This window comes from Aeromicrobium ginsengisoli (assembly GCF_004134905.2).
Classification (GTDB): domain Bacteria; phylum Actinomycetota; class Actinomycetes; order Propionibacteriales; family Nocardioidaceae; genus Aeromicrobium; species Aeromicrobium ginsengisoli.
In genome coordinates, this window is record NZ_SDPQ02000002.1 from 543,894 (window position 1) to 567,862 (window position 23,969).

At 69.0% G+C, this 23,969-nt stretch carries 27 protein-coding genes and 1 tRNA gene; 18 read left to right on the forward strand and 10 right to left on the reverse strand.

Annotated features, from left to right (window positions below; translation table 11 throughout):
• Nucleotides 1-2: 2 nt before the first annotated feature.
• Nucleotides 3-2,048: an ATP-dependent DNA helicase UvrD2 gene (locus tag ESP70_RS09510; RefSeq protein ID WP_149689040.1), complete on the forward strand. Its 2,046-nt coding sequence runs from the start codon at nt 3-5 to the stop codon at nt 2,046-2,048.
• A gap of 145 nt (nt 2,049-2,193) precedes the next feature.
• Here ESP70_RS09510 and ESP70_RS09515 read toward each other — a convergent pair whose 3' ends face one another.
• The 3 genes from ESP70_RS09515 to ESP70_RS20305 all read right to left on the reverse strand — a co-directional run bounded on the left by ESP70_RS09515 (nt 2,194) and on the right by ESP70_RS20305 (nt 4,883).
• Entirely contained in the window at nt 2,194-3,579 is a 1,386-nt protein-coding gene (locus tag ESP70_RS09515; RefSeq protein ID WP_342780179.1) for an ABC1 kinase family protein, read from the reverse strand.
• Nucleotides 3,580-3,606: 27 nt separating this feature from the next.
• Nucleotides 3,607-4,494 (reverse strand): hypothetical protein, encoded by an 888-nt coding sequence (locus ESP70_RS09520; protein ID WP_149689041.1) that lies wholly within the window; start codon nt 4,492-4,494, stop codon nt 3,607-3,609.
• A 230-nt stretch (nt 4,495-4,724) separates the two neighbouring features.
• Nucleotides 4,725-4,883, reverse strand: coding sequence for a DUF5679 domain-containing protein (locus tag ESP70_RS20305; protein WP_200935378.1), 159 nt, complete (start codon nt 4,881-4,883; stop codon nt 4,725-4,727).
• A 442-nt stretch (nt 4,884-5,325) separates the two neighbouring features.
• Here ESP70_RS20305 and ESP70_RS09525 point away from each other — a divergent pair, with 442 nt between their 5' ends.
• Nucleotides 5,326-5,826 carry a M48 family metallopeptidase gene (locus tag ESP70_RS09525; RefSeq protein ID WP_149689042.1) on the forward strand — a complete coding sequence of 167 codons (501 nt, stop codon included), beginning with the start codon at nt 5,326-5,328 and terminating at the stop codon, nt 5,824-5,826.
• Here ESP70_RS09525 and ESP70_RS09530 read toward each other — a convergent pair.
• Nucleotides 5,777-6,328 carry an NUDIX hydrolase gene (locus tag ESP70_RS09530; protein WP_149689043.1) on the reverse strand — a complete coding sequence of 184 codons (552 nt, stop codon included), beginning with the start codon at nt 6,326-6,328 and terminating at the stop codon, nt 5,777-5,779. The genes ESP70_RS09525 and ESP70_RS09530 overlap by 50 nt on opposite strands.
• Nucleotides 6,325-7,632, reverse strand: coding sequence for a zinc-dependent metalloprotease (locus tag ESP70_RS09535; protein WP_149689044.1), 1,308 nt, complete (start codon nt 7,630-7,632; stop codon nt 6,325-6,327). Before ESP70_RS09535 ends, ESP70_RS09530 begins: the two co-directional genes overlap by 4 nt.
• Before the next feature lie 67 nt (nt 7,633-7,699).
• Here ESP70_RS09535 and ESP70_RS09540 point away from each other — a divergent pair, with 67 nt between their 5' ends.
• The 5 genes from ESP70_RS09540 (at nt 7,700) to ESP70_RS09560 (ending at nt 12,837) form a co-directional block, all read left to right on the forward strand.
• A complete protein-coding gene (locus ESP70_RS09540) occupies nt 7,700-8,161 on the forward strand; it encodes a molybdenum cofactor biosynthesis protein MoaE (protein WP_149689045.1) in 462 nt (153 codons plus the stop codon).
• Between the two features lie 9 nt (nt 8,162-8,170).
• Nucleotides 8,171-9,256 (forward strand): YlbL family protein, encoded by a 1,086-nt coding sequence (locus ESP70_RS09545; protein ID WP_246161988.1) that lies wholly within the window; start codon nt 8,171-8,173, stop codon nt 9,254-9,256.
• Complete coding sequence (locus tag ESP70_RS09550; protein WP_223148678.1) at nt 9,247-9,756, forward strand: PPA1309 family protein; 510 nt, start codon at nt 9,247-9,249, stop codon at nt 9,754-9,756. Before ESP70_RS09545 ends, ESP70_RS09550 begins: the two co-directional genes overlap by 10 nt.
• A 29-nt stretch (nt 9,757-9,785) precedes the next feature.
• Nucleotides 9,786-12,701, forward strand: a complete 2,916-nt coding sequence (locus ESP70_RS09555) for a UPF0182 family membrane protein (RefSeq protein WP_149689046.1) — start codon at nt 9,786-9,788, stop codon at nt 12,699-12,701.
• 59 nt (nt 12,702-12,760) lie between these two features.
• Nucleotides 12,761-12,837 (forward strand) — tRNA-Met (locus ESP70_RS09560).
• A gap of 150 nt (nt 12,838-12,987) precedes the next feature.
• On the opposite strand, the gene mftR is transcribed toward ESP70_RS09560, so the two are convergent.
• On the reverse strand, nt 12,988-13,578 hold the full coding sequence (gene mftR, locus ESP70_RS09565) for a mycofactocin system transcriptional regulator (protein ID WP_149689047.1): 591 nt from the start codon (nt 13,576-13,578) through the stop codon (nt 12,988-12,990).
• An 83-nt stretch (nt 13,579-13,661) separates the two neighbouring features.
• Here mftR and mftA point away from each other — a divergent pair, with 83 nt between their 5' ends.
• The 8 genes from mftA to ESP70_RS09605 all read left to right on the forward strand — a co-directional run bounded on the left by mftA (nt 13,662) and on the right by ESP70_RS09605 (nt 19,838).
• A complete protein-coding gene (gene mftA / locus ESP70_RS09570) occupies nt 13,662-13,769 on the forward strand; it encodes a mycofactocin precursor MftA (RefSeq protein ID WP_149689048.1) in 108 nt (35 codons plus the stop codon).
• Nucleotides 13,770-13,771: 2 nt separating this feature from the next.
• Nucleotides 13,772-14,062, forward strand: a complete 291-nt coding sequence (gene mftB, locus ESP70_RS09575; protein WP_246161989.1) for a mycofactocin biosynthesis chaperone MftB — start codon at nt 13,772-13,774, stop codon at nt 14,060-14,062.
• Nucleotides 14,059-15,306, forward strand: a complete 1,248-nt coding sequence (gene mftC / locus ESP70_RS09580) for a mycofactocin radical SAM maturase (protein ID WP_149689049.1) — start codon at nt 14,059-14,061, stop codon at nt 15,304-15,306. The genes mftB and mftC overlap by 4 nt, the downstream gene beginning before the upstream one ends.
• A 14-nt stretch (nt 15,307-15,320) precedes the next feature.
• Complete coding sequence (gene mftD, locus ESP70_RS09585; protein WP_149689050.1) at nt 15,321-16,517, forward strand: pre-mycofactocin synthase MftD; 1,197 nt, start codon at nt 15,321-15,323, stop codon at nt 16,515-16,517.
• Nucleotides 16,514-17,230 carry a mycofactocin biosynthesis peptidyl-dipeptidase MftE gene (mftE, locus tag ESP70_RS09590; RefSeq protein WP_149689051.1) on the forward strand — a complete coding sequence of 239 codons (717 nt, stop codon included), beginning with the start codon at nt 16,514-16,516 and terminating at the stop codon, nt 17,228-17,230. Before mftD ends, mftE begins: the two co-directional genes overlap by 4 nt.
• Entirely contained in the window at nt 17,227-18,018 is a 792-nt protein-coding gene (locus ESP70_RS09595) for a mycofactocin-coupled SDR family oxidoreductase (RefSeq protein WP_149689052.1), read from the forward strand. The genes mftE and ESP70_RS09595 overlap by 4 nt, the downstream gene beginning before the upstream one ends.
• Nucleotides 18,015-19,412 carry a mycofactocin biosynthesis glycosyltransferase MftF gene (mftF, locus tag ESP70_RS09600; protein ID WP_149689053.1) on the forward strand — a complete coding sequence of 466 codons (1,398 nt, stop codon included), beginning with the start codon at nt 18,015-18,017 and terminating at the stop codon, nt 19,410-19,412. Before ESP70_RS09595 ends, mftF begins: the two co-directional genes overlap by 4 nt.
• A gap of 84 nt (nt 19,413-19,496) precedes the next feature.
• Nucleotides 19,497-19,838, forward strand: coding sequence for a DUF1801 domain-containing protein (locus tag ESP70_RS09605; RefSeq protein WP_149689054.1), 342 nt, complete (start codon nt 19,497-19,499; stop codon nt 19,836-19,838).
• A gap of 3 nt (nt 19,839-19,841) precedes the next feature.
• On the opposite strand, the gene ESP70_RS09610 is transcribed toward ESP70_RS09605, so the two are convergent.
• Genes ESP70_RS09610 through ESP70_RS09620 form a run of 3 tightly spaced genes read right to left on the reverse strand, consistent with a single transcriptional unit; the run spans nt 19,842 to nt 21,247 of the window.
• A complete protein-coding gene (locus tag ESP70_RS09610; protein WP_149689055.1) occupies nt 19,842-20,225 on the reverse strand; it encodes a VOC family protein in 384 nt (127 codons plus the stop codon).
• Nucleotides 20,226-20,238: 13 nt separating this feature from the next.
• A complete protein-coding gene (locus tag ESP70_RS09615) occupies nt 20,239-20,742 on the reverse strand; it encodes a nitroreductase family deazaflavin-dependent oxidoreductase (protein ID WP_149689056.1) in 504 nt (167 codons plus the stop codon).
• A gap of 1 nt (nt 20,743) precedes the next feature.
• Nucleotides 20,744-21,247, reverse strand: coding sequence for a pyridoxamine 5'-phosphate oxidase family protein (locus ESP70_RS09620; protein ID WP_149689057.1), 504 nt, complete (start codon nt 21,245-21,247; stop codon nt 20,744-20,746).
• Between the two features lie 101 nt (nt 21,248-21,348).
• Between ESP70_RS09620 and ESP70_RS09625 the strand changes: the two genes are divergently transcribed.
• From ESP70_RS09625 to ESP70_RS09635, 3 genes are all read left to right on the forward strand, one after another.
• Nucleotides 21,349-21,690: a DUF2200 domain-containing protein gene (locus tag ESP70_RS09625; RefSeq protein WP_149689058.1), complete on the forward strand. Its 342-nt coding sequence runs from the start codon at nt 21,349-21,351 to the stop codon at nt 21,688-21,690.
• Nucleotides 21,691-21,775: 85 nt separating this feature from the next.
• On the forward strand, nt 21,776-22,807 hold the full coding sequence (locus ESP70_RS09630) for a Gfo/Idh/MocA family protein (protein WP_149689059.1): 1,032 nt from the start codon (nt 21,776-21,778) through the stop codon (nt 22,805-22,807).
• Entirely contained in the window at nt 22,804-23,283 is a 480-nt protein-coding gene (locus ESP70_RS09635) for a heme-degrading domain-containing protein (protein ID WP_149689060.1), read from the forward strand. The genes ESP70_RS09630 and ESP70_RS09635 overlap by 4 nt, the downstream gene beginning before the upstream one ends.
• Here ESP70_RS09635 and ESP70_RS09640 read toward each other — a convergent pair.
• The gene (locus ESP70_RS09640; RefSeq protein ID WP_223148679.1) at nt 23,270-23,920 is read right to left on the reverse strand and encodes a TetR/AcrR family transcriptional regulator; all 651 of its coding nucleotides are present in this window, start codon (nt 23,918-23,920) and stop codon (nt 23,270-23,272) included. The genes ESP70_RS09635 and ESP70_RS09640 overlap by 14 nt on opposite strands.
• Nucleotides 23,921-23,969 lie beyond the last annotated feature (49 nt).

The window sequence follows — 23,969 nt, forward strand, 5'->3', positions numbered from 1 at the left end:
GCGTGCCCAGTGCCGACGACCTGTTGACGGGGCTCGATCCTGAGCAGCGTGAGGTCGCGCAGGCGCTGAGAGGGCCGGTCAGCGTCGTCGCGGGCGCCGGCACCGGCAAGACCCGCGCCATCACGCACCGCATGGCGTACGGCGTGGCGACCGGCGTCTACAAGCCCACCGAAGTGCTCGCCGTGACGTTCACGACCCGGGCCGCCGGCGAGATGCGGACCCGCCTGCGCCAGCTCGGTGCCGACGGTGTCCAGGCGCGCACGTTCCACTCCGCGGCGCTGCGGCAGGCTCGCTACTTCTGGCCCCAGGTTTATGGCGGCGAGTTCCCCGAGGTCACGGCCTCCAAGTTTGCCCTGGTCGCCGAGGCCGCACGTCGCCTCAACATCCGCACCGACACCCCGCTGCTGCGCGACCTGTCGTCGGAGATCGAGTGGGCCAAGGTCTCCAACATCCGTCCCGCCGCCTACTCCGCCGCGGCCGGCCCCGCCCGCCGCCAGGTCGCCGACCTCGACCACCCCACGGTCGGCAACATCATGACGGCCTACGAGGACGTCAAGCGCGATCGCGGCCGCATCGACATGGAGGACATCCTCCTGATCACCGCAGCGATCCTCGCCGACGACGAGCGCATTGCCGCGCAGGTCCGTCAGCAATACCGCTGGTTCGTGGTCGACGAGTTCCAGGACGTCAACCCGCTCCAGTCGACCCTGCTCGAGCTCTGGCTCGGTGGCCGCAACGACATCTGCGTCGTCGGCGACCCGCGTCAGACGATCTACTCGTTCGCCGGTGCCTCGCCCGAGATCCTCAGCTCGTTCGGCCGCCGCCACGAGGGCGCCCAGCGCATCGAGCTCGTCCGCAACTACCGCTCGACGCCGCAGATCGTCGCTGCCGCCAACGCGGTGTTCAGTCGCACCAACGGCACCGAAGGCGTACGCCTGCAGTCCCAGCAGGAGCCCGGCGACCCGGTGACCTACATCGGGTTCCCCGACGAGCAGGCCGAGGCCGCCGCGGTCGCGAGCGAGATCGCGCTGCTCCACCGCCGTGGCGTCTCCTACAAGGAGATGGCGATCCTGTTCCGCATCAACGCCCAGTCCGAGGCGTTCGAGGAGGCGCTCGGTGAGCACGGCATCCCTTACGTGCTGCGAGGCGTCGAGGGCTTCTTCCGCCGTGCCGAAGTCCGCCAGGCCGTGACGCTGCTGCGTGGAGCGGCCCGCGGTGGCGAGGGCGGCGGCGAGCTGGTTCAGGAGGTGCGGGCGATCTTCGCCGCGATGGGCCACACCGACGAGCCGCCCAACGGTGCCGGCGCCGTTCGTGATCGCTGGGAGTCGCTCCACGCGATCGTCTCGATGGCCGCCGAGCTCGTCGAGTCCGACTCCGCCGCCGACCTCACGGCGCTCGTCGCCGACCTCGACCGCCGCGCCGACCAGGCCCACGCGCCCGCAGCCGACGGCGTCACGCTGGCGACGCTGCACTCGGCCAAGGGCCTCGAGTGGGACGCCGTGTTCTGCGTCGGCATGCACGAGGGCATGATGCCGAGCGTCCACGCCGACACCCCCACGGCGGTCGAAGAAGAGCGCCGACTGTTCTATGTCGGCCTCACCCGGGCCCGCCACGACCTGATGATCTCGTGGGCCGTGACCCGCAATCGCGGCGGCCGCGGCAACCGTCGCCCCACCCGCTTCCTCGATCCGCTGCTGCCCGCCGACCACGAGGCCCGGCAGACCGCGCGCCAGCCTCGTGAGCGCAAGGTCGCCAAGTGCCGGGTGTGCAACACGGTCCTGGCCGTCGCCGACCGCAAGCGCGGCCGGTGCGAGGACTGCCCGGCAACCTACGACGAGGAGCTCTACGAGCAGCTGCGTTCGTGGCGCACCGAGCAGGCCACCGAGCAGGGCAAGCCGGCCTACGTGATCTTCACCGACGCGACGCTGCAGTCGATCGCCGAGGTCAAGCCCGCCGACCCCGACGCGCTTGCCAAGGTCCCCGGCATCGGCCCGGCCAAACTCGAGAAGTACGCCGACTCCGTGCTCGAGCTGATCCGGGCGAAGTAGGTCGTTCTCGCGGGGTGCCTTGAGGTCCTTGAGCTTGTCGAAAGGACTCTTCCCACGTTGGGTGGTCAGCTCACCGGGTCTCGTCATCTGATGCCTTCGGCATGACGCGCTCGACCTGCCTCGGGCGTTCGCTCGCAGCGCTCGCTCAACCCTCGGCAAACCCGGGGAGGGACTCCTCGAGGATCGCGCGGAAGGGAGCCGTGGCGCCGAGCTGGCTGAGCACGCCGATGCCGCCGATCCACACGCGGTGGATCAGCAGATACTGCGGCGGCAGGTTGATCTTCATCGCCGTGCCCATGCCCTCCGACGTCAGCGCACTCACCCGCAAGGTCTGCGCCCGCATCCACTCACGGCTGAACGTGAACCGCTCGACGCTCGCCGGCTCGACGAACGGGCCGATGTAGCGGGCGATCGTGTCGGCATCCAGGTCGGTGGTGTGCTTGACGAATCCTTCGTCGCGCAACCCTTCGAGCACCAGGTCGTAGTCACCGGCGACCGCGTGGCGGAGCAGCCGGCCCACCGGCTCCGGGAGCCCGTCCGGTAGGCGCGCCACGGCGCCGTAGTCAACGACACCGAGCCGGCCGTCGGGCATGACGCGGAAGTTGCCGGGGTGCGGGTCGGCGTGCAGCATGCCGGTGCGCATCGGGCCGGCGAACAGGAACCTGACGTACGCCTCGCCGTAGCGGTCCCGCTCCTCCTGCGTGCCTTCGGTGATGACCTGCGCCAACGAGTGATCGCTCTCGAGCCAGGTCGAGACGAGGGCGTGCTCGGTGTAGGCCAGGACGTCCGCGACGACGATCTCGGGATCGCCCTCGAACTCCGCGGCGAACACGCTCTGCGCCCCGGCCTCCAGGTTGTAGTCGAGCTCCTCGGCGACCCGGTCCTGCAGCTCCTGCACCAGCGGCTTGACGTCGAGGGCCGGCGCCAGTGTGCCGAACAGCCGCGCCAGACGGGCGATCTGCTTGAGGTCGGCGGTCAGCGCCTTGGCGGCACCGGGGTACTGCAGCTTGACCGCCACGTCCTGGCCGTCGGCCCACACCGCGCGGTGCACCTGGCCGATCGAGGCCGACGCGGCCGGCTTGTCCTCGAACGAGATGAACTGCTGCCGCCAGTCGGCGCCGAACTCCTCGGCCATGACCCGGTGCACCGTGTCCGGTGGCATGGGTGGGGCCGAGTCCTGCAGCTTGACGAGTGTCTCGCGGTAGGGCCCGATGAACTCCTCAGGCAACGCGGCCTCGAAGATGCTCATGGCCTGGCCGAACTTCATCGCGCCGCCCTTGAGCTGGCCGAGCACCGAGAAGATCTGGTCGGCCGTGCGTCGTTGCACCTCGTTGAGCACGACGTTCGCGGGCGCGCCGACCATGCGCTTGCCGAGCCCCAGGGTCGTACGCCCGGCGAAGCCGACCGGGAGCGAGGCGAGGCGGGCGGTGCGCATGAACGCGCTGCCGGTCAGCGGTCGGCCCTTCGGCTCGCCCTTGCCGGGCGAGCCGGCCTGGTCCGGCCCATCGGGCCGGTCGGGAGTCTTGGGCACCTCGTCAGGATAGTCGGGCGGTCGCGCTCAGGCCGCCCGAAGCAGATCGCACGTGCAGGCGTGGTGGAAGGCCAGGGGCCAGCTGTCGCGCTCGTCGTGCCCGGGTCCGACGACGAGGCATCGACCGAGGGTGCGGCTGCGCCGGCCGTCGGCGTGGGCCAGCACCTCGACGGCGACCTCCAGCGCTGCGGCGTGGGTCGTGACCGCGTCGACAGCCGGGGGAGTCATGCTCGCGGTGTGACGGCCCAGCTGGTGCACCAGCGCCGGCCACGCGCGGTCCCAGTCCGCCCGGTGCAGGTCGTGACACGACACGCAGGGCGTGTGCCCAGGGCGTACGAGGGGGCCGATGCGCACACGGTCCTCGTCGATCACGATCGGCAGGTGGTCGATGCCCAGCTGTGCCGGTTGCTCGAACACCGTGCGGGCCGGCTCGCCGCACGAGGCGATGACCAGCAGGTCGGGCTGGTCGGGGGCGAACCGGCTGATGCCGGCATCGGCGAGCGTGGACTGGACGATCTCGGTCAGCCGGCGGCTCCCGGCGTCCGCGTGGAGGGCGACCCCGTACGCCTGCCGGTGGCGGAGCCGGGCCGGGTCCTCGCCGCCGAAGTCTGCGTGCCGCGCCTCGGCATCGAGCCCGCGGACATCAGCCGTGCTCCAGCGGGTCGCGTCGAACACGACGCCCGCGGAACGGAGCTCACCGAGGATCTCGACGACCGGCGCCGCGAGCTCGGGGATCGTGTCGCGGGCGAGCGCCGCCAAGCGGTCGACGTCCCGGGCGCCGTCGAAGAGGCGGAGCAGGTCGAGCAGGCCGGGCCGGTCGGCGATGACGATGCCGGGGGAGGTGCCGACCTGCAGGTGCGTGGCGTCTCGTCGCAGGAGTGGTGCACCGGGACGAAGCGCAGGTCGAAAGGCCATGTCGTCAGGGTCGTCGCTCGATGCTGATCCGGCGAACGAGTCGTCCACAGATTCATCGTCGGCTCACGAGGTTTCGTCACCGGGCGCCTTCGGCGCGATCGCTCAACCTGCCTCGACGCTCGCTCGGCCTCGGCAAAGCGGAGGACTCAGCAAAGCGGAGGACCCGACGCGGTGCGTCGGATCCTCCGCAAAACTCGGGGAAGTGCGGGGCCCGGATCCCCGCGGGTGGTTCAGGCCTTACCGAGGATCCGGTTCAGCTTGGTACCACAGACCGGGCAGACGCCCTTGGCCATACGAGTGCCCTTGTCACTGACGTGGACCTCTCCGGACGCCTCGCGCTTTTCCTTGCACTTGACGCAGTAGAACTCGCCACTCCATGTTTCCGACATTGCGGCCTCCTTGCCGATGTGGTGCTAGTCACGTTCAGGGTACGCGTGGGAGTGCCGTTTCACGCTCAGCTGAGCGTAAAGGCGTTCGGCGCGTCGGAATGCCCGAAAACGCTGGTCGGGGCTCGCGTGGGCCCGCCGACACAAAAGAGGCTCCCGACGGAGCTTGCCTTCCCCTTGCGAGCTCCGTCGAGAGCCTCGAATGGGCCTCACGCTAGGGCCGCGAGCGGCTTCCGGCAACCGGTTTCGCGCAACCGTTGTCCACGCCTGTGGATAACAATGGGGACAAGTTGTGGGGAACGCCGAGGAGCCATGTGGACGAGGCAGTGCACAACCTGTGCGTCGACCGCCCCGCACCTGCGGATCTGCCTGTGTGACCAGCCGATTTGTCAGACCCGAGTTGTGGACGGACAAAAGGTGGGTGCCAGCCGATAGGTTTCCAATCATGGGAGACGTGGAGATCCGGCGCAGCGCCCGGCGCAAGCGCACGGTCCGGGCCTATCGCGAGGGCGACAAGACGATCGTCCTGATGCCCGCGCACCTCTCCAAGGCCGAGGAGGAGCGCCACGTGCGCAGCCTCGTCGAGCGGCTCGACCGCCGCGAGCAACGCGTACGCCCGAGCGACGACGACCTCCAGGTCCGCGCCGGCCAGCTGTCCAGCACGTGGCTCGAGGGTCGCGCGGTGCCGCTGTCCGTGCGCTGGGTGTCCAACCAGAACAGCCGATGGGGGTCGTGCACCAGCGCCGATCGCAGCATCCGGCTGTCCGACCGACTCAAGGGCATGCCCGAATGGGTCGTCGACTACGTGCTGCTGCACGAGCTGGCGCACCTCATCGAGTCCAACCACAGCAAGCAGTTCTGGGCGCTCGTCGACGCCTATCCCGACACGGCGAGGGCTAAGGCATTCCTCGAAGGCGTGTCCTGGCAGCAGCGATCAGCTCCCTGACCGAGTCGTCGGTCTCGGCCGGCAACGCGTCGATGCCGAACCACGCCAGGTCGTCCGACTCGTCGCTGATGACGTGCTGCGCCCCGGCAGGAGCCACCGCGACATATTGCACGTCGAGGTGATGGGCCGGCCGGATCGGTCCGCACGGCACCTCGTGCCTGGACAGCAGCACCGGCACCGGGTCGATCACGAGGCCGGCGATCCCGCTCTCCTCGCGACCCTCCCTCAGTGCGGCCTCAGCGAGGGTCGCGTCGTCGGGTTCGCAGTGCCCGCCGGTCTGCAACCACAGCTTGATGATGCGGTGCAACGTCAGCAGGACGCGTGCGTGGTCGGCCGAGAAGATGATTGCGCTCGCCGTCAGGTGATCCGGATGGCACTCGCGGCTCATGGCATCGGCGTACGTCTCGGTGTGCGCGACGTAGAGCCCGCGCAACCGGTCCTGCTCGGCGTCGGGCGCGGTCCAGCCACTCAGCACGCCGTGCGCGTCGTCGCGCAGCGTCACTCGCGGGTGCCGTCAGGCTCGCCGTCGGAGGCCTCGCCGGGATCGTTGTCGAGCAGCTCCCCGAGCGCGGCGTCGAAGTCGTCGTCGCTCTGGGTGCGGTGCTCGCCCTGCGCGAAGCCGAGCGGGTCGTCGAGGTCTGCCGCCGACGGCATCAGGTCGGGGTGGCTCCACACCGCGTCGCGTGCGTCGGGACCCTGCCGGTCACGCAGCGCGGCCCACAGCGTCGTGGCCTCGCGGAGCTTGCGGGGACGCAGCTCCAGGCCGACGAGCGAAGCGAACGTCTGCTCGGCCGGACCACCCGCGGCCCGGCGGCGGCGCATCGCCTCGGCGAGCGGGGCGGCTGCGGGCATACGGTCCTTGGTCGCCTGGGTGACGATCTCGTCGACCCAGCCCTCGATGAACGCGAGCAGGGTCTCGAGGCGGTCGAGCGCCCGCTGCTGCTCAGGGGTGCGCTCGGGCTCGAACAGGCCGCCGGCCAGCGCTTCCTGGATCTCCTCGGGCCGCGACGGGTCGAGGCCCTGGAGCTGCGACTCGATCGCGCCGACGTCGATGCGCGTGCCGCGGCCGAACTCCTCGATCGCGCCGACGAGCGCAGGACGCAGCCAGGGGGAGTGGTGGAACAGGCGGTGGTGCGCGCACTCGCGCAGGACGATGTAGAGGAGCACGTCGGACGCCGGATGCTCGAGACCTTCGCCGAACGCCTCGACGCCCGACGGCAGGACCGCCGCGATGCGCTCGGGTCCGAGCGGGATGCCGATCTCGGTCGACGACACGATCTCGCCGGCAAGACCGCCCAGGGCCTGGCCGACCTGCTGGCCGAACATCGCGCCACCGGCCTGCGACAGCATGCCCATCAGTGGTCCGGCCATGGCCTTGGCCTCTTCGGGGAGCGCCTCGCCCATCGCCTTGACGACATGGGCGGCGATCGGCTCGACGAGCTGCTGCCAGGTGCCGGAGGTCGCCTCGATCCACTCCGCTCTGCTCCACGCCGTCGCGGTCGTGGCGCCGACGGGGATCGAGGTGACGGTGTCGAGCCACGACTCGGCGAGCTGGGCGGCGTCGTCGACCGCGCCCTGCTGTGCCGAGTTGGGCGAGGGATCCGGTCCGGCCGCGGCCACGGTGTGCCGGGCGATGTCCTTGGCCAGGTCGAAGTTGACGCTGCCCTCGTGCGGCGCGAACATCTTCTGCATCTGGCCCATGATCTGGTGCATGTCCATCTCACCGCCGGAGAACGCGCCGAACAGCTGCTCCATGGGCGTGCCCTTGAAGGGGTTGTCGGGCTCGTCGTTCTCGTTCTCGGCCATACGTCAACAGTAGCGACCGGATCCGCCGATCCCACGGGATCGATGTTCGCTCTACGATGAATCCGACATGACTGCCGTACGCCTCCTCGACATCCGCGACGCACCGCTGAGCCTCGACGAGGTCTACGCCGCGGTGACGGATCCGGCGGCGGGTGGCATCTGCGTGTTCATCGGAACGGTCCGTGACCACGACGAGGGCCACGAGGTCTCGGCGCTCGGTTACTCCTCGCACCCGACGGCGCTCGCCCGGTTGCGCGACGTCGCCGATCGCATCGCCGTGGAGTGCGACGTGGTCGCTCTGGCAGGAGTGCATCGCGTCGGTGACCTGGCCGTCGGTGACCTTGCAGTCGTCGTCGCCGCGTCGGCAGCACATCGTGCCCAGGCGTTCGAGGCGTGCCGGAGGCTGATCGACGAGCTCAAGACCGACGTGCCGGTGTGGAAGCACCAGACGTACGCCTCCGGTGACGCCGCGTGGGTCGGCTCTCCGGACGTCCCGGCCGCAGGCGCGCCGGTTGCCGGGACTGACTAGGCTCACCGTGTGTCCGACCCGAACAAGCTGAGCGCTCGCTACACCACGATGGTCGTGGCAGCGCTCTCCTTGATCGTGCTGACGAGCGTGGCGTTCATGGTGCCGGTCCCCTACGTCACGATGAGTCCGGGAGAGCCGTTCAACACGCTCGGCAGCTACAAGACCACCCAGGGCAAGCTGAAGCCGATGTTCACGTTCGGTGCCGGCGTCAAGACCTATCGGACGTCGGGTGCGCTCTACTTCACGACGGTCTCCGTCAGGCGTGCGGACCGCCCGCTGTCTCTGGCCGGTGCCGTGAAGGCCTACATCGACCCCAACAAGGCTGTGGTCCCGAAGGATCTGATCTACCCCGACAACGAGACCGCCGAGCAGTCGACTGCGGAGTCCGCCGCGCAGATGGCCGGCTCCAAGGACTCGTCGAGCGTGGCAGCGCTGCGGGCCGCCGGCTACAAGGTGGGCGAGCGACCGTCTGTCGTGCAGGTCGTCAAGGGTGGCGCTGCCTTCGGCAAGCTCGTGGTCGATGACGTCTTCCTCGACGTCGACGGCACCAAGGTCACGACCCCCGACCAGGTCGTCAAGGCCGTCGGCACGCACAAGCCGGGCGAGACCGTACGCCTGACCGTCGAGCGCCGGGGCAAGCGCGTGGTCGTGCCGGTCGTGACCCGCGCGGACCCCAAGGACAAGAACGTCCCTCGCATCGGCATCTCGATCGGCGTCAAGTACACGTATCCGATCACGGTGACGAACAACGTGGACAGCCGCATCGGCGGGCCCAGCGCCGGCACGATGTTCGCCCTCGCGATCTACGACAAGCTCACCCCGGGCGAGCTCACGGGTGGCCGGAAGATCGCCGGCACGGGTGAGATCGCCGACGACGGCACCGTCGCCCCGATCGGCGGCGTTCGGCAGAAGATGGCCGGTGCGGCCGACAAGGGCGCGACGATCTTCCTCGTGCCCGCCGCCAACTGCGCTGAGGCCACGGATGGTGACGACGACGGGCTCAAACTCGTCAAGATCTCGAACCTCAAGGATGCGATCTCCTCGCTCGAGGCGCTCGCCAAGAACCCCGACGCCAAGGTCCCGTCATGCAGCTGATGCCCGACTCGCCCCTGCGGCAGGCGGCGCTCGAGGTCGAGTCGCACGTCGGAGCCGAGGGCTGGGACCAGCCGCCTCGACTCTTCGCGCTCGTGCCCACCGCCGACCTGATCGCCAAGGAGCCGGGTCTCGCGGATCAGCTCTCCGACGACCCCGCGAGCATGACGCCGGTCGAGCAGGAGCTGCCCGCCGACCGCGAGCTCGAGGACCTGCTGACCGAGATCGTCTGGCCCGAGGCGGTCATCGGCTGCGCGGCCGTCGTCGAGCGCATCATGCTGCCGCCGGAGGCCGAGGCGGCCCTCCCCGACGACCCCGAAGAGCTGCTCGCCGTCGTCGCGGCCCATCCCGATCGCCGCGAGGTGCGACTCGTCGCCGCCGTCGTCCGCGACGGCGGGGCGCACAGCGCCGTACGCGCCAGAGAACCCCATGATGCCGAGCTGCTGGAGGGGCCCGACCTCGTGCCGGGCCTGATCGAACACCTCCGCCGCACTCTGGCATAGAGTCTTGTCACCCCGTCACCAGGAGCCACGTGAGCGACATCTTCGGAACACCCCGCCCCCGCCGGGAGCCACGGCGCGGGCCTGACCGTCGCCAGCGGGTGCTGGTGCCGACCCTCATCACGCTGGCGCTGCTGCTGTTCCTCGGCTCGATCTTCACGAGCGTGTGGACCGATCGCCTGTGGTTCAAGTCGGTCGGCTACAGCGACGTGTTCCGCAGCGTGCTGTTCACCCGGGTCTCGCTGTTCCTCATCATGGGACTGATCTTCGGCCTGTTCGTCATCGCCAACCTCTACATCGCCTATCGCACCCGGCCCGACGCGGCGCCGATGCGGCGTGACGATCCGGCCTATCGCTACCGCCTGGCGCTGACGCCGCTGCTGCGTCCCCTCGCGATCGGCTTCGGCCTCGTGCTCACCGGTTTCGCCGGCTCCGTCGCCGCTGCGCACTGGGACACCTACAAGATGTGGCGCAACAGCACGCCGTTCGGCACCAAGGACGCGCAGTTCCACAAGGACGCCAGCTTCTACGTCTTCGAGTACCCGTGGTGGCGCTTCCTGACGTCGTACTCGTTCGCGCTGATCGTCATCACGGTGCTGGCGGTGCTGTTCCTCAACTACGTCTACGGCGGCATCCGCATCGCTGGTCGCGGCCCCAAGCTGACCCGGGCGGCACAGGTGCACCTCTCGGTCCTGGTCGGCCTCGGCGTGCTGCTGCGGGCGGTGTCCTACTACCTCGACCGGTTCGGCCAGGTGATCGCCTCCGGTGGCCTCGTCGACGGCGTCACCTACACCGACGACCATGCGCGCATCCCGGCCAAGAACATCCTCATCGCGGTCGCGATCGTCTGCGCCCTGTTGTTCTTCGCGGCGATCTTCATCCGCTCGTGGGCACTCCCGGCCATCGGCCTGGGGCTGCTGGCGCTGACCTCGATCCTGATCGGCGGGATCTGGCCGGCGGTCATGCAGGGCTTCCAAGTCAAGCCGTCGGAGCCCGACAAGGAAGCGCCCTACATAGCGCGGAACATCGCGGCCACCCGCGAGGCGTACGACGTCGCCGACGTCCAGGTGGAGACCTATGCCGCCAAGACCACCCTCACGCCGGCCGAGCTCGCGGCCTCGGCCGAGTCGCGCGTCAGCACTCGACTGCTCGACCCGACGCTGATCTCGGACGCGTTCGAGCAGCTCCAGCAGGTCCGCGGCTACTACGCCGTCCCGACCACGCTTGACGTCGACCGCTATCGCATCGGCGCCGACCAGCAGCCGCAGGACGTCATCATCGCGGCCCGCGAGCTCAAGCTGTCCGGTCTCCAGCAGAGCCAGCGCAACTGGGCCAACGACCACACGGTCTACACGCACGGCTACGGCATCATCGCGGCTCGAGGCAACCAGCGCGGTCCCAACGGCGAGCCCGTGTTCGTCGCCAAGGACATCCCGCAGACCGGCGAGCTCGAGACCACGACCCCGCCGCGCATTTACTTCGGCGAGCAGTCCCCGAGCTATTCGATCGTCGGTCGACCCAAGGGCGCCACGCCGATCGAGGTCGACACCCCGCGAGCCGGGACGGCGACCAACAAGGCGACCAAGGCCAACGCGACCCAGAACACGTACGACGGCAAGGGCGGTGTGCCGATCGGCAACACGTTCAACAAGCTGCTCTATGCCTTCAAGTTCGCCGAGCCCAACATCTTCTTGTCCAACCGGGTCAACTCCGAGTCCAAGATCCTCTACGACCGCGAGCCTCGCGACCGGGTCAAGAAGGTCGCGCCGTGGCTGACCGTCGACGGTGACTCCTACCCGGCGGTGGTCAACGGCCGCGTGGTGTGGATCGTCGACGGCTACACGACGAGCAACTCCTACCCCTACTCCGAGCACCGTTCGCTGCGCGAGGCCACCGCCGACACCCTGACGACCAGCAACTCGCAGACCGCGCTGCCGACCGACCAGGTCAACTACATGCGCAACTCGGTCAAGGCGGTCGTCGATGCGTACGACGGCACGGTCAAGCTCTACCAGTGGGACACCAAAGATCCCGTCCTCAAGACGTGGATGAAGGTCTTCCCCAACGTGGTGGAGCCCAAGAGCAAGATCAGCAACGGGCTGCTGGAGCACCTGCGCTACCCGGTCGACCTGTTCAAGGTGCAGCGCGACGTGCTGCAGCGCTACCACGTGACCGATCCGCAGGCGTTCTACAACGACGACCAGCGCTGGAAGGTCCCCGAGGACCCGACGGCGCCGACCGGCTCGAGCGCTCTGCAGCCACCCTACTACCTGTCGACCGCGCGGCCCGGCGAGGACACCCCGAAGTTCTCGGTGACCAGCGTCTATCTGCCCAACAGCCGGCAGAACCTGGCGTCGTTCGTGTCAGTCAACTCCGAGGCGACCGACACCGAGAACTACGGCAAGATGCAGATCCTGCAGCTGTCGAGCGGCAGCCAGATCGACGGTCCCAGCCAGATCGCCAACAAGCTGCAGACCGACAACGGGGTGACCCAGGCTCTGCTGCCGTTCAAGCAGGCCGGCACCGACATCCAGTACGGCAACCTGTTGACCGTCCCGGTCGGCGGCGGACTGCTCTACGTCCAACCCGTCTACATCAAGCGGCAGGCCGCAGAAGGCACCTATCCGGTGCTGCAATACGTCCTCGCGTCGTTCGGCACCGATGTCGGCTTCGGCAAGACACTCGACGAGGCACTGCGCGTCGCGCTGGGCCTCGAGCAGGGCTCGACGCCCGACGACCCGGGTACCGACACCCCGACGCCGGAGGACGACACCCCGGGATCGACGACGGCCGCGGCACTGCTCGACGACGCAGCAAAGCTGTACGACGACGCCCAGAAGGCGCTCAAGGCCGGCGACCTTGCGACGTACCAGTCCAAGATCAACCAGATGGGCGACAAGATCGAGCAGGCCCAGCAGGCCGTCAAGGACGAAAAGGCCAAGAAGTAGCGCGGCGGGGACCCCGGATTTGATCCGCGGGTCCCCGACCCGTAAAGTAGAACGAGCGACGCGGGGTGGAGCAGCTCGGTAGCTCGCTGGGCTCATAACCCAGAGGTCACAGGTTCAAATCCTGTCCCCGCTACCAAGGAAACGGCTGGAACCAGAGACAATCTGGTTCCAGCCGTTTTGCTTTCGCGACCTCCACGTCATGAACCAGTTCGGATGCAGCAGGAGTCGCAGCAACTGCAATTGCTGCGCTCTGTCTGGGCGGTGAGAATTGCGCCGTTGGCCTCGATCAGGCGACGTATGCCTTGAGCTCGGCCATCGAGTCCGCGAGGACGTCGGTCAGCCGGAGCTCCGGGTGGGCCAGCCATTGTTCGTACGACGCCACGGCAAGGGCGAGACTGACGTGACCGACGAGGCGCGGCACAGCCGCGTCCGCTGGTTGCCCGAGCCGCCGGGCGACGTACTCACTGATCACCGCTCGCCAGGATTCGTAGCGCAGCGCCGAGTGGGCCTGGAGCGCCGGCGTCGTGAGGATCAGCCGCATCCGGATGCGGTGCTGCGGCACGGCGGCCTCGTCGAAGTCGTTGAACGCGATGACGCACCGGTGCACGGCCTCGGCCAGGGGAACCTCGTCGGGGACCGCGTCGAACTGCTCCCGAAAGTGCCGGAGGCTCTCGTCGAACTGGCCCCAGGGGATGTCGTTCTTGGAGGGGAAGTAGCGAAAAAGGGTACGGCGCCCCACTCCCACGGAGTCGGCGATCTGTTCCATGGTCGTGGCGTCGAATCCCTGGGCCTCGAACAGCTCGAAGGCCGCCCGCTCGATGGCCGCGTGGTCGGTGACTGACGGCCGACCTTGGGGCTTGGCGCGAACGGGGCTCATGACGGAGAGAATCTCACACCCTTCCTTTTTGGCGCTGAGTGCCATAACGTGTGCGTCACAGATCACACCTGAAGGAGAACGCCATGGCCCAGAACCCCACGACCGAGAACGTCGCCACCGACGAAGCCGAGCTGGTGACCGAGGACCTGATCGAAGAGGTCTCGATCGACGGCATGTGCGGCGTCTACTGAGCATGACCATGCTGATGGCCGACCCGATGCTGGCCGAGGCCTGGACCCTGTCCGACTCGGTCGCGCTGCGGCCCGAGCCGTTCGGCGCGCTGGCCTATCACTTCGGCAACCGCAAGCTGACGTTCCTCAAGAAGCAGCAGTTGGTCGACGTGGTCAACGCGCTCGGCGAGTCGGAGACCGTTGCCGACGCTCTGACCCGAGCCGGCATCCCCGCAGCGCAGTGGCCGGCATACGTCAAAGCCCTTCGCGGTCTCGCCGCCTCCGACATGATCCTCGAACGGAATCCCTCATGACCCTGCTGGACGTACGCACTCCGGTGGCCCGGCCGACGACCGGCCCGCTGGTCAACCAGTTCGAGTTCGGCCTCGACGCGCCGATCTGCCTGACGTGGGAGCTCACGTATGCCTGCAACCTGGCGTGCGCGCACTGCCTGTCGTCGTCGGGCAAGCGTGACCCGCGCGAGCTGACGACCGAGCAGTGTGAGGCGGTCATCGACGAGCTGCAGCGCATGCAGGTCTTCTACGTCAACATCGGTGGTGGTGAGCCGACGATCCGGCCGGACTTCTGGCACTTGCTGCAGTACGCGGTCGATCACAACGTCGGAGTGAAGTTCTCGACCAACGGGGTGCGCCTCAACCCCGAGCGAGCGGCGTTCCTGGCGTCGACGGACTACGTCGACGTGCAGATCTCGCTGGACGGCGCCACCGCGGAGGTCAACGACTACGTGCGCGGCCCGGGGTCGTACGACACCGCGATCACGGCGCTGCAGAACCTGCAGGCCGCCGGGTTCAAGGACGCCAAGATCTCGGTCGTGGTGACCCGGCAGAACGTGACGCAGCTGGATGAGTTCAAGGCGCTTGCTGATCAGTATGGTGCGACGCTGCGGCTGACCCGCCTGCGTCCGTCGGGTCGCGGCGCGGACGTGTGGGACGAGCTGCACCCGTTGCCGGAGCAGCAGCGTGTCCTCTACGACTGGCTGATGGCCAACGGTGACAACGTGCTGACCGGCGACTCGTTCTTCCACCTCGCCGCGTTCGGTGAGTCCCTGCCGGGGCTCAACCTGTGCGGCGCCGGGCGCGTGGTGTGTTTGATCGATCCCATCGGTGACGTGTATGCCTGCCCGTTCGCGATCCACGACAACTTCCTGGCCGGCAACCTGCTGGCCGATGGTGGGTTCAAGCAGGTGTGGCAGACGTCCGAGCTGTTCCAAGAGCTGCGGTCGCCGCAGACGTCGGGCGCCTGCACGTCGTGCCAGTTCTTCGACTCGTGCCGCGGTGGCTGCATGGCGGCCAAGTTCTTCACCGGTCTGCCGCTGGACGGACCTGATCCGGAGTGCGTGCAGGGCTACGGAGAGAGCGCGCTGGCCGGCGATCGTACGATCCCGGCGGCCAGCCAGGACCACTCGCGTACGACGCCCGGCCGCAACCAGCCGGTCATGCTTTCCCTCACCCGGCGCCCTGAGTTCGACGCGGGGGCCATCGAGGCTCCGCCGGTGTCCGCATGCGCCGAGAACCCCCTTGCCGGCTTCCGGCTCTGAATCGAGAGAGGACCATGTCGAAGAATCCCTGGGCCAAGAACCCGTGGTTCGAGTCCGTCGCCGTCGCGCAGCAGCGGGCAAAGAAGCGGCTGCCGTCATCGGTGTACGGCGCGTTGGTCGCCGGTTCCGAGCGCGGCCAGTCGATGGCCGACAACGAGGCGGCGTTCATGGAGCTGGGCTTTGCCCCGCACGTCGCCGGGCACCAGGCCAAGCGCGACCTGGCCACCACGGTCATGGGCCAGGACATCTCCTTGCCCGTCATCATGTCGCCCACGGGTGTGCAGGCGGTCCACCCCGACGGCGAGGTCGCCGTCGCCCGCGCTGCGGCAGCTCGTGGCACGGTCATCGGGCTCAGCAACTTCGCCAGCCGGTCGGTCGAGGAGGTCGTTGCGGCCAACCCGGCGACGTTCTTCCAGATGTACTGGACCGGCGACCGCGACGTCATGATCCAACGGATGGACCGGGCCCGCGCGGCCGGCGCCGTCGGCCTCATCGCGACTCTGGACTGGTCGTTCTCGATGGGCCGCGACTGGGGCAGCCCCGAGATCCCGGAGAAGGTCGACTTCAAAACCGCGCTGAAGTTCGCGCCCCAGGTGCTGCGCAAGCCCCGCTGGCTCAAGTCGTTCGCCGGCAACCTGCCGGACCTGACTGCGCCCAACCTCGCCCCGCCCGGCGAGGCCAAGGGGCCGACGTTCTTCGGCGCCTACTACGAGTGGATGACCACGACCCCGCCCTCGTGGGAGGACGTGAAGTGGATGCGCCAGGAGTGGGGCGGCCCGTTCATGCTCAAGGGCGTGTGCCGGGTCGATGACGCCTTGCGCGCCGTTGATGCGGGCGTCACCGCGATCTCGGTGTCCAACCACGGCGGCAACAACCTCGACGGCACACCCGCGCCGATACGCGTCCTGCCGGCGATCGCCGATGCGGTCGGCGACGACATCGAGGTGCTGCTCGACGGCGGCATCCGCCGGGGCAGCGACGTCGTCAAGGCCGTCGCGCTGGGCGCGCGAGCCGTGATGATCGGTCGGGCGTACCTGTGGGGGCTCGCCGCCAATGGCCAGCCGGGCGTCGAGAACGTCCTCGACGTGCTGCGCAGCGGCATCGACTCCGCCCTGCTGGGACTCGGCGTCTCCTCGATCCACGAGCTGACCCCCGAGCACCTCGTCATCGCCGACGGATTCGCCCGTACGTTGGGCCGCCCGGTCTCATGAAGCTCGCCGACCTGACCTGGCCCGAGGTGGATGGACGTCCACTCGTGCTGGTGCCGGTCGGCTCGATCGAGCAGCACGGCCCGCACCTGCCGCTCGACACCGACACCACGATCGCGGTCGCCGTGGCCGAGGCGATCGCCAGTGAGCTGGGTGGAGACGTGGTGGTGGCACCGCCGCTCAGCTACGGCTCGAGTGGTGAGCACCAGGCGTTCGCCGGGACGAGCTCGATCGGCACCGAGGTGCTGCGGCTCACGGTCATCGAGCTCGTACGCTCCATGAGCACGTGGGGCGGCCGCATCGTCTTCGTCAACGCTCACGGCGGCAACGTCGCGGCGCTCTCGAAGGCTGTCTTCCAGATGATCGCCGAGCAACACCCGGCCGGCTGGGTGCCCTGCGCCACCGAGTCCGTAGACCTGCACGCCGGCATCACCGAGACGTCGCTGATGCTGCACCTGCGACCCGAGTCCGTACGCCTCGAACGTGCCGAGGCGGGGGAGACCCGGCCGCTTTCCGACATCATGCCGCTGCTCATGGCCGGGGGAGTCGGTGCGGTCTCGCCCAACGGTGTGCTCGGCGATCCCACCGGAGCCTCGGCCGAGATCGGGAAGCGGGTGCTGGCCGAGATGACGGCCGACGCGGTGGAGCGCATACGTCACGGTGCTCCGGATGCCCGCGGCATGCTCGCCCGATCCTCGATCGGCGCGCGCGCATGACCCGCGTCGCCTTGGTCACCGGAGCCGCGCGCGGCATCGGCGCCGAGACCGTCCGGGTCCTGTGCCGTGATGGCTATGCCGTCGTCGCGGTCGACTCCTGCGCCGGCGACGACGTGCCCGACGGTGTCGCGTACGCGCTCGCCACCCGCGCCGAGCTCGATGCAGTGGCCGCGGAGTTCCCCGACCACGTGCTCGCCCGGGTCGCCGACGTACGAGACCGGGAGGCGCTGGCCGCGGCCGCTGCCGACGGCGTCGACGCGTTCGGGCGACTCGATGCCGTGGTCGCCGCTGCGGCGGTCATCGCCGGCGGGCTGCCACTCTGGGAGAGTCCCGACTCGCACCTCGACAACCAGTGGGACGTCGACGTCAAAGGAGTGTGGAACACCGCCGCCGCGACAATCCCGCACCTCCTCAATGGGCCCGATCCCTCCGGCGGCCGATTCGTCGCGATCGCCTCAGCCGCCGGCAGCCATGGCCTGTTCCACCTCGCCGCCTACAACACCGCCAAGCACGCCGTCATCGGACTCGTCAAGGGCCTCGCCGCTGACCTCGTCGGTACGGGGGTGACCGCCTGCGCGGTCTCGCCGGGCTCCACACGTACACGCATGCTCGACGCCACCGCCGCGATCTACGACCTGGCCGACGTGGAGGAGTTCGCCTCGTCGCAGCTGATCCGTCGCCTGCTGGAGCCGGCCGAGGTCGCCGCCACGATAGCCCTCTGCTGCTCCCTCGAGGGAGCAGCACTCAACGGCTCCGTCGTCTCGGCCGACGGTGGCTTCGGCCGATGACCCTGCCCGAAGGCTTCGCCGTCCGGCTGGCGCCGCGCGTGCGAGTGCGCGATGGCGGTCGTACGTTGATCGGCGGTGCCCCCATCCGGGTCAACCACCTCAGCGCACGTGCCCGGGATCTCCTGCGCGATGGATCGCTCGTCGTCAGCGATGCGACCTCCGGCCGGCTGGCGGAGCAGCTCATCGGCTCCGGCATGACCGAACCCGTCACCGCGTTGCTCGACCCGATCGACCTCGACAAGGTCACCTGCGTCATCCCAGTCCGTGATCGACCCGCCGAGCTGGACCGGTTGCTTGTGGGCCTGGACAAGGCGATGCGGGTGGTCGTGGTCGACGACGCCTCGATCGACCCTGAGCGCATGGCCAAAGTGGCCGGACGTCACGGCGCTGACTTCCTACCTCTGCACCGCAACGTCGGCCCGGCCGGCGCCCGCAACGCCGGACTGCGCGAGGTCCGCACGCCGTACGTCGCATTCGTCGACTCCGACGTCGTCATCGAACCTGCCGCCGTGGCCCGCCTGCTCAAGCACCTGCACGACCCGCAGGTCGCCCTGGTCGCACCGCGAATCCTGGCGCTCGACCACGACGGCTCCTGGATCGGTCGCTACGAATCCGCCCGCTCGTCGCTCGACCTCGGCCGCCACTCGGCACTCGTACGCCCGCAGTCGACCATCGCGTGGGTGCCGTCGGCCGTCGTCGTGGCACGCGTCGACGCGCTCGGCGAGGGCTTCGACGCGTCGATGGCAGTAGGCGAGGACGTCGACCTCGTGTGGCGGCTCGACGCCGAGGGCTGGCGGATCCGGTACGACGCCGACGTCGTCGCCAGACACGACCACCGCACCTCGCTGCGCCGCTGGCTGCACCGCAAGGCCTTCTACGGCTCCGGAGCGGCGGCGCTGGCTGACCGGCACGGCTCCAAGGTCGCCCCCGCAGTGCTCACGCCTATCGGCGCTGCGACAGCCGTCGCGGCGCTCGCGCAGCGACGTTGGTCGTTGCCGGCCATGGGGCTGCTCTCGGGTGTCATGACGTGGCGGTTGTCGAGGTCCCTGCGTGGCAGCGATCATCCGGTGCGCACGGCCGGCGAGCTGGCCGTGCTCGGCATCTCGTCGAACCTCGCGCAGCTCATGCACCTCCTGCTCCGACACTGGTGGCCGGCCGCAGCAGTCGGCGCGATGTTCTCGCCTCGGCTGCGGCGCGCGCTCGTCATCGCCGCCGTGGCCGACACAGTGATCGAACGGCGCCGGCTCGAGCCCGATCTCGACCCTGTCCGCTTCGCGATGGCGTTGCGCCTGGATGATGCGGCGTACGGCGCCGGTCTCTGGGCCGGCACAGGACGCAGAAGGAGGATCCGAGCGTTGCTTCCAGACCTTCGGATCGGCGTTCGCTCACCTTGACATCGTCATCGATCAGTTCGTCGTCATCCCGTTGACGTCGCTCGTGGGAGAAGGTCGCTGGACTGCTTCGCTACAGTCGCCGTCATGGCGAATGACTGGCGCAGCGAGACCGTCGACTCGATCCGGGGCTTCATCAACGAGGCGGCGCCCGACGTCGTCGAGGAAGCCAAGTGGCGCAAGGCCTCCAACCCTGACGGCGTGCCGACGTTCTCGCGATCGGGCCTGATCTGCACCGTCGAGACCTACAAGGACAAGGTCAAGGTGACATTCGCCAAGGGCGCGTCCTTGGAGGACCCTGCAGGGCTCTTCAACGCGAGTCTCGACGCCGGCACCCGGCGGGCGATCGACATCCACGAGTCCGATGACCTGGACGGCGACGCGTTCGTCGAGCTCGTACGCACCGCCGTGGCGCTCAACGAAGGCTGAACGTCAGTCCACGGGCGGCTCCCACAGCTCGACCGGGTTGCCCTCGGGATCGTGGATCCGCGCGAAGCGCCCGGTCTCCGGCGAGTCCCACTCAGCCTTGACGGTCACCGCGATCCCGCCGGCCCTCAGGTCGTCGAGCAATCTGTCGAGGTCGCTGACCCGCAGGTTGAGCATGATCTGCCTGTCGGTCGACCAGTAGTCGGTGTCCGCGTCGAAGTGGGCGAAGGCGAGGGGTCCGCCTTGGACCTTCCACGTCCATTCCTCCGGGTCGCCGGCGTCTGGTGCGGCCAACCCGGGGCCGACGCCGAGGTGGTCGCGATACCAAGCAGTGAGCCTCTCGGGATCCTGCGCGCGAAAGAAGATCCCGCCGATTCCCAGTACGGGCATGGTGTTCCTTTCGTCAGTCCGTCGGGCGCGGCTCGAGCACGACGACGGGGATCTCGCGGTCGGTCCACGAGTCGTACTTCGCGAAGTCGGCATAGAGGTCGAGCAGGCGGGGCCACAGCTCGGCTCGCTCCTCCGGCGTCGCGACGCGGGCGCGCACCGGGCGTGCCTTGCGTCTCGGCAGCGTGACCCGGGTGTCCGGGTGCGCGAGCAGGTTGGCATACCACTGCGGGTTCTTGGGCAGCCCACCCTGCGACGCGACGATGACGAGGTCGGGACCGTTCTCGAGGAAGAGCAGTGGCGCGGTGAAGTGCTTGCCGGACTTCCGGCCGACGTGGTCGAGCAGCAGGATCGGTACGGGCTTGCGGAATCCCGAGCCGACTCGCCACTTCGACCCCAGCCAGCCGTTCGTCAGCTTGAACGTCAGCACCTGGGCCTTGGAGCCGTACTTGATCAGCTTGGCCGTCGCGGGGGAGTCTAGGCCGTCGGGGCGCTCGTCCGGCATCGAGAAGCGGCCCATCTCAGTGGTCCGTCGCCGGCGCTGTGGTGCCGCCGAGCGGTATGGGGTCGAGGCCGAGCTTGCGGTGGTCCCACGAACGAGTGCGCTCGACGTCGAAGCGCACCGCGACCCGCTTGTGGAGCATGAGCTCGACGAGCGGCTTCATCTCCTCGGTGTAGGGCCCGCTGTAGCGCTCCCACACGTCGACGCCGACCGCCCAGAGCGCCTCGGGATCGTCGACGATCGTGCAGCGCCCTTCGAGCGAGACGCCGCGGAGGCTGTCGTACGTGAGGCCGTCCTCGACGAGCACCGTCGCCCGAGGATCGCGCCCGATGTTGACGGCTTTCTGCGCCTTGGCCTTGGTCTCGAACCAGATCACCCCGTCGATGACCGCGAACCACATCGCCACGGCGTGGGGATGGCCGGTACGCCCGAGGGTGACGAGGGTCGCGGTGCGCCGTGACGGGATGAAGTCGGCGATCTCGTCGGCTGTCATCTCGACCTGGGAGCGCTGGTTGATGCCCATGGGACTCCGTTCCTTCGGACCTGGCAGCCGGTCAGACGCCGTGCCTGACCGGCATCATGCCACGAGCCCGGCAGGTCACGACCGTGAAGTAGCCTCCAGCCATGAGCCGCATCTTCACGGTCAGCTTCGCGTCGGTCTACCCGCTCTACGTGGCCAAGGTCGAGAAGAAGGGGCGTACGCAGGCCGAGCTCGACCAGGTGATCGCGTGGCTGACGGGATTCGACGCGGCCCAGCTGGCAGACCATCTCGAGGCCGGCACGTCGTTCGAGGACTTCTTCGACGACGCCCGGCTCAACCCGGATGCCTCGCTGATCACCGGCGTCGTCTGCGGGGTCCGTGTCGAGCAGATCGACGACCCGCTGATGCGGCAGATTCGCTGTCTCGACAAGCTCGTGGACGAGCTGGCCAAGGGCAAGTCGATGGACAAGATCCTGCGCGCCTGACGTCGCGGGAGCGCTGGTGGGACCGACCGAATGGCTTGCTGCTTCACTGGTCCTGAATGACGTCGAGGCAAGGAGTGGTGATCGCATGGACCCCGTCAAGATCGGACTGGTTGGCTACGGATTCGGCGGGCGCTACTTCCACGCCCCACTGATCGCCTCAGCCCCGGGCTGCGAGTTCGTCGGCGTCGTCACGGCCTCGGCCGAGCGCCGTGCCCTCGTGGCCGAGGATCATCCGGGACTCGCCGTGTTCGACTCGCTCGAGGACCTCGCCGCGTCCGGCGCCGAGGCGGTCAGCATCTCGACGCCCGCCGGTACGCACTCCGTGCTCACGGACGAGGCGATCGCGCTGGGCCTGTCCGTGGTGTGCGACAAGCCCTTCGCGCTGGACCCCGCGGCCGCCCGCCGCTCGGTCGAGCTTGCCGCGGCACGCGGAGTCACGCTGAGCCCCTATCAGAACCGCCGGTGGGACTCCGACTTCCTGACCGTACGAGCGCTGGTCGACGACGGGACGCTCGGCGACGTGCGCAGGTTCGAGTCGAGGTTCGAGCGCTACGCCCCGGAGAACGGACCGGGCGCATCGGGCGGTGGCACGCTGCTCGACTTCGGCGCGCACCTCGTCGACCAGGCTCTCGTCCTGCTCGGCCCGGTGGAGTCGGTGTACGCCGAGTCGCGGGCTCGCGACAACGGCCTCGACGACGACGTCTTCGTCGCGCTGCGCCACGCCAACGGTGCCGTCTCGCACCTGTGGGGCAGCTGGACGCAGTACGCCTCCGGGCCGCGCCTGCGGGTCACCGGCTCGTCGGCGTCCGTCGTCATCACGACGAGCGACTCGCAGGAGGCGGATCTCGTCGCCGGTGCGAGTCCTGCGACGAGCGATGCCTGGGGCGCCGAGGCGGCCTCGGACCTCGACCGGGTCTTCACGGCCGACGGCTCCACGCAGATCACGCTCGAGCGTGGCGCGTGGGACACCTACTACCCGACGTTCGCCAAGGCCGTACGCGGTGAGAGCCCGCCGCCGGTGGCGGCTGCCGACGCGGTGGCGACAGCAGACGTGCTTGAGGCGGCGCGCCTCAGCGCCCAGAGCCACACGGTCGTACGTCCGGGAGTCACGTCGTGACCGGCCGCGAGCTGCTCGACGAGCTGGAGGCGCAGGAGTCGCGCCTGGTCTTCGACCGGTTCGACGAGCAGATCGCCTGGCAGCTCGGCGTCGCCCTCCGCGAAGCCGGCCTCGCTGCCGGGCTGCCGATCACGATCTCGATCCGGCGCAACGGCCAGGAGCTCTTCCACGCCGCCCTGCCCGGCGCCTCGGCCGACAACGACGGCTGGCTCGCTCGCAAGAGCGCCGTCGTCGACCGCTACGGCCGCTCGTCGCTGCGCGTCGGCGAGGAGTTCCGGGTCAACGGCGGGTCGTTCGACACGGACTCGCGGCTCGACACCCGGGTCTACGCAGCGCACGGGGGCGCGTTCCCGGTCCTCGTGCGCGGCACCGGGTGTGTCGGCACCATCGCGGTCTCCGGGCTGCCGCAGCTCGAGGACCATCGGCTCGTCGTCGAGACCATCGAAGCCGTGCTGGGCGACCTCAGGCCGGCGTGAACCGCTCGTTGATGCTGGCGACGTAGCTGCGCAGCATCGTCTTGGCCTCGGCCATCAGAGCCGTGTCGCCGGAGTCGTTGTTGCGGAACGCTTCTTGGGTGATGGCGTCGGAGGCCAGCATCGCCGCGTGGCACACCGTGGCCAGCTCGGGGGCATCGCCGGCGATGTCCTGCGAGATGAGAATGTCGCGCAGCCCCTGGGCCATGACGCGCTTGTGCGCGCGGTCAGCCTCGCGCAGGTTCTCCGACAGCAGACCGCCGAACCAGATCGCCCGCAGGCCCGCGTCGGTGCGGTAGAGGTCGGTGTAGACGTCGAACAGCATGCCGACCGGGTCGGCCCACTTCTCGGTGCGTGACTGCTGGACGAGGCCGTCCATCAGCGACTCGAACCGCGCGAGACAGCGAGCTGCGAGGGCGTCGAACAGCGCCTCCTTGTCGGGGAAGTAGCGATAGATCGTGCCGACTGCGATGCCGGCCTCGGCCGCGACCCGCGTCGTCGTGACGGCATTCGCGCCACTGCGCGCCAGGAGCCGGTCGGCGGCGTCGACGGCCTGCTCGATCTTGGCCTGGCTGCGCGGCTGCTGCGGGGCGTTGCGCAGGCGCGACTGCCAACCGAGGTCGGTCACTGGAGCGCTCATCGACATCTCCGGAGTCAAATTGGTGAACATGAATTCTCTTTCGTGTATC

Coding starts and splice junctions, on each gene's coding strand:
- ESP70_RS09520 (WP_149689041.1), bottom strand. CDS start 4,494: ATGGCCTTTCGACCTGCGCTTCGTCCCGGTGCACCACTCCTGCGACGA.
- ESP70_RS20305 (WP_200935378.1), bottom strand. CDS start 4,883: ATGTCGGAAACATGGAGTGGCGAGTTCTACTGCGTCAAGTGCAAGGAA.
- ESP70_RS09525 (WP_149689042.1), top strand. CDS start 5,326: ATGGGAGACGTGGAGATCCGGCGCAGCGCCCGGCGCAAGCGCACGGTC.
- ESP70_RS09535 (WP_149689044.1), bottom strand. CDS start 7,632: ATGGCCGAGAACGAGAACGACGAGCCCGACAACCCCTTCAAGGGCACG.
- ESP70_RS09540 (WP_149689045.1), top strand. CDS start 7,700: ATGACTGCCGTACGCCTCCTCGACATCCGCGACGCACCGCTGAGCCTC.
- ESP70_RS09550 (WP_223148678.1), top strand. CDS start 9,247: ATGCAGCTGATGCCCGACTCGCCCCTGCGGCAGGCGGCGCTCGAGGTC.
- mftR (WP_149689047.1), bottom strand. CDS start 13,578: ATGAGCCCCGTTCGCGCCAAGCCCCAAGGTCGGCCGTCAGTCACCGAC.
- mftA (WP_149689048.1), top strand. CDS start 13,662: ATGGCCCAGAACCCCACGACCGAGAACGTCGCCACCGACGAAGCCGAG.
- mftB (WP_246161989.1), top strand. CDS start 13,772: ATGACCATGCTGATGGCCGACCCGATGCTGGCCGAGGCCTGGACCCTG.
- mftC (WP_149689049.1), top strand. CDS start 14,059: ATGACCCTGCTGGACGTACGCACTCCGGTGGCCCGGCCGACGACCGGC.
- mftD (WP_149689050.1), top strand. CDS start 15,321: ATGTCGAAGAATCCCTGGGCCAAGAACCCGTGGTTCGAGTCCGTCGCC.
- mftE (WP_149689051.1), top strand. CDS start 16,514: ATGAAGCTCGCCGACCTGACCTGGCCCGAGGTGGATGGACGTCCACTC.
- ESP70_RS09595 (WP_149689052.1), top strand. CDS start 17,227: ATGACCCGCGTCGCCTTGGTCACCGGAGCCGCGCGCGGCATCGGCGCC.
- mftF (WP_149689053.1), top strand. CDS start 18,015: ATGACCCTGCCCGAAGGCTTCGCCGTCCGGCTGGCGCCGCGCGTGCGA.
- ESP70_RS09605 (WP_149689054.1), top strand. CDS start 19,497: ATGGCGAATGACTGGCGCAGCGAGACCGTCGACTCGATCCGGGGCTTC.
- ESP70_RS09610 (WP_149689055.1), bottom strand. CDS start 20,225: ATGCCCGTACTGGGAATCGGCGGGATCTTCTTTCGCGCGCAGGATCCC.
- ESP70_RS09615 (WP_149689056.1), bottom strand. CDS start 20,742: ATGGGCCGCTTCTCGATGCCGGACGAGCGCCCCGACGGCCTAGACTCC.
- ESP70_RS09620 (WP_149689057.1), bottom strand. CDS start 21,247: ATGGGCATCAACCAGCGCTCCCAGGTCGAGATGACAGCCGACGAGATC.
- ESP70_RS09625 (WP_149689058.1), top strand. CDS start 21,349: ATGAGCCGCATCTTCACGGTCAGCTTCGCGTCGGTCTACCCGCTCTAC.
- ESP70_RS09630 (WP_149689059.1), top strand. CDS start 21,776: ATGGACCCCGTCAAGATCGGACTGGTTGGCTACGGATTCGGCGGGCGC.
- ESP70_RS09640 (WP_223148679.1), bottom strand. CDS start 23,920: ATGAGCGCTCCAGTGACCGACCTCGGTTGGCAGTCGCGCCTGCGCAAC.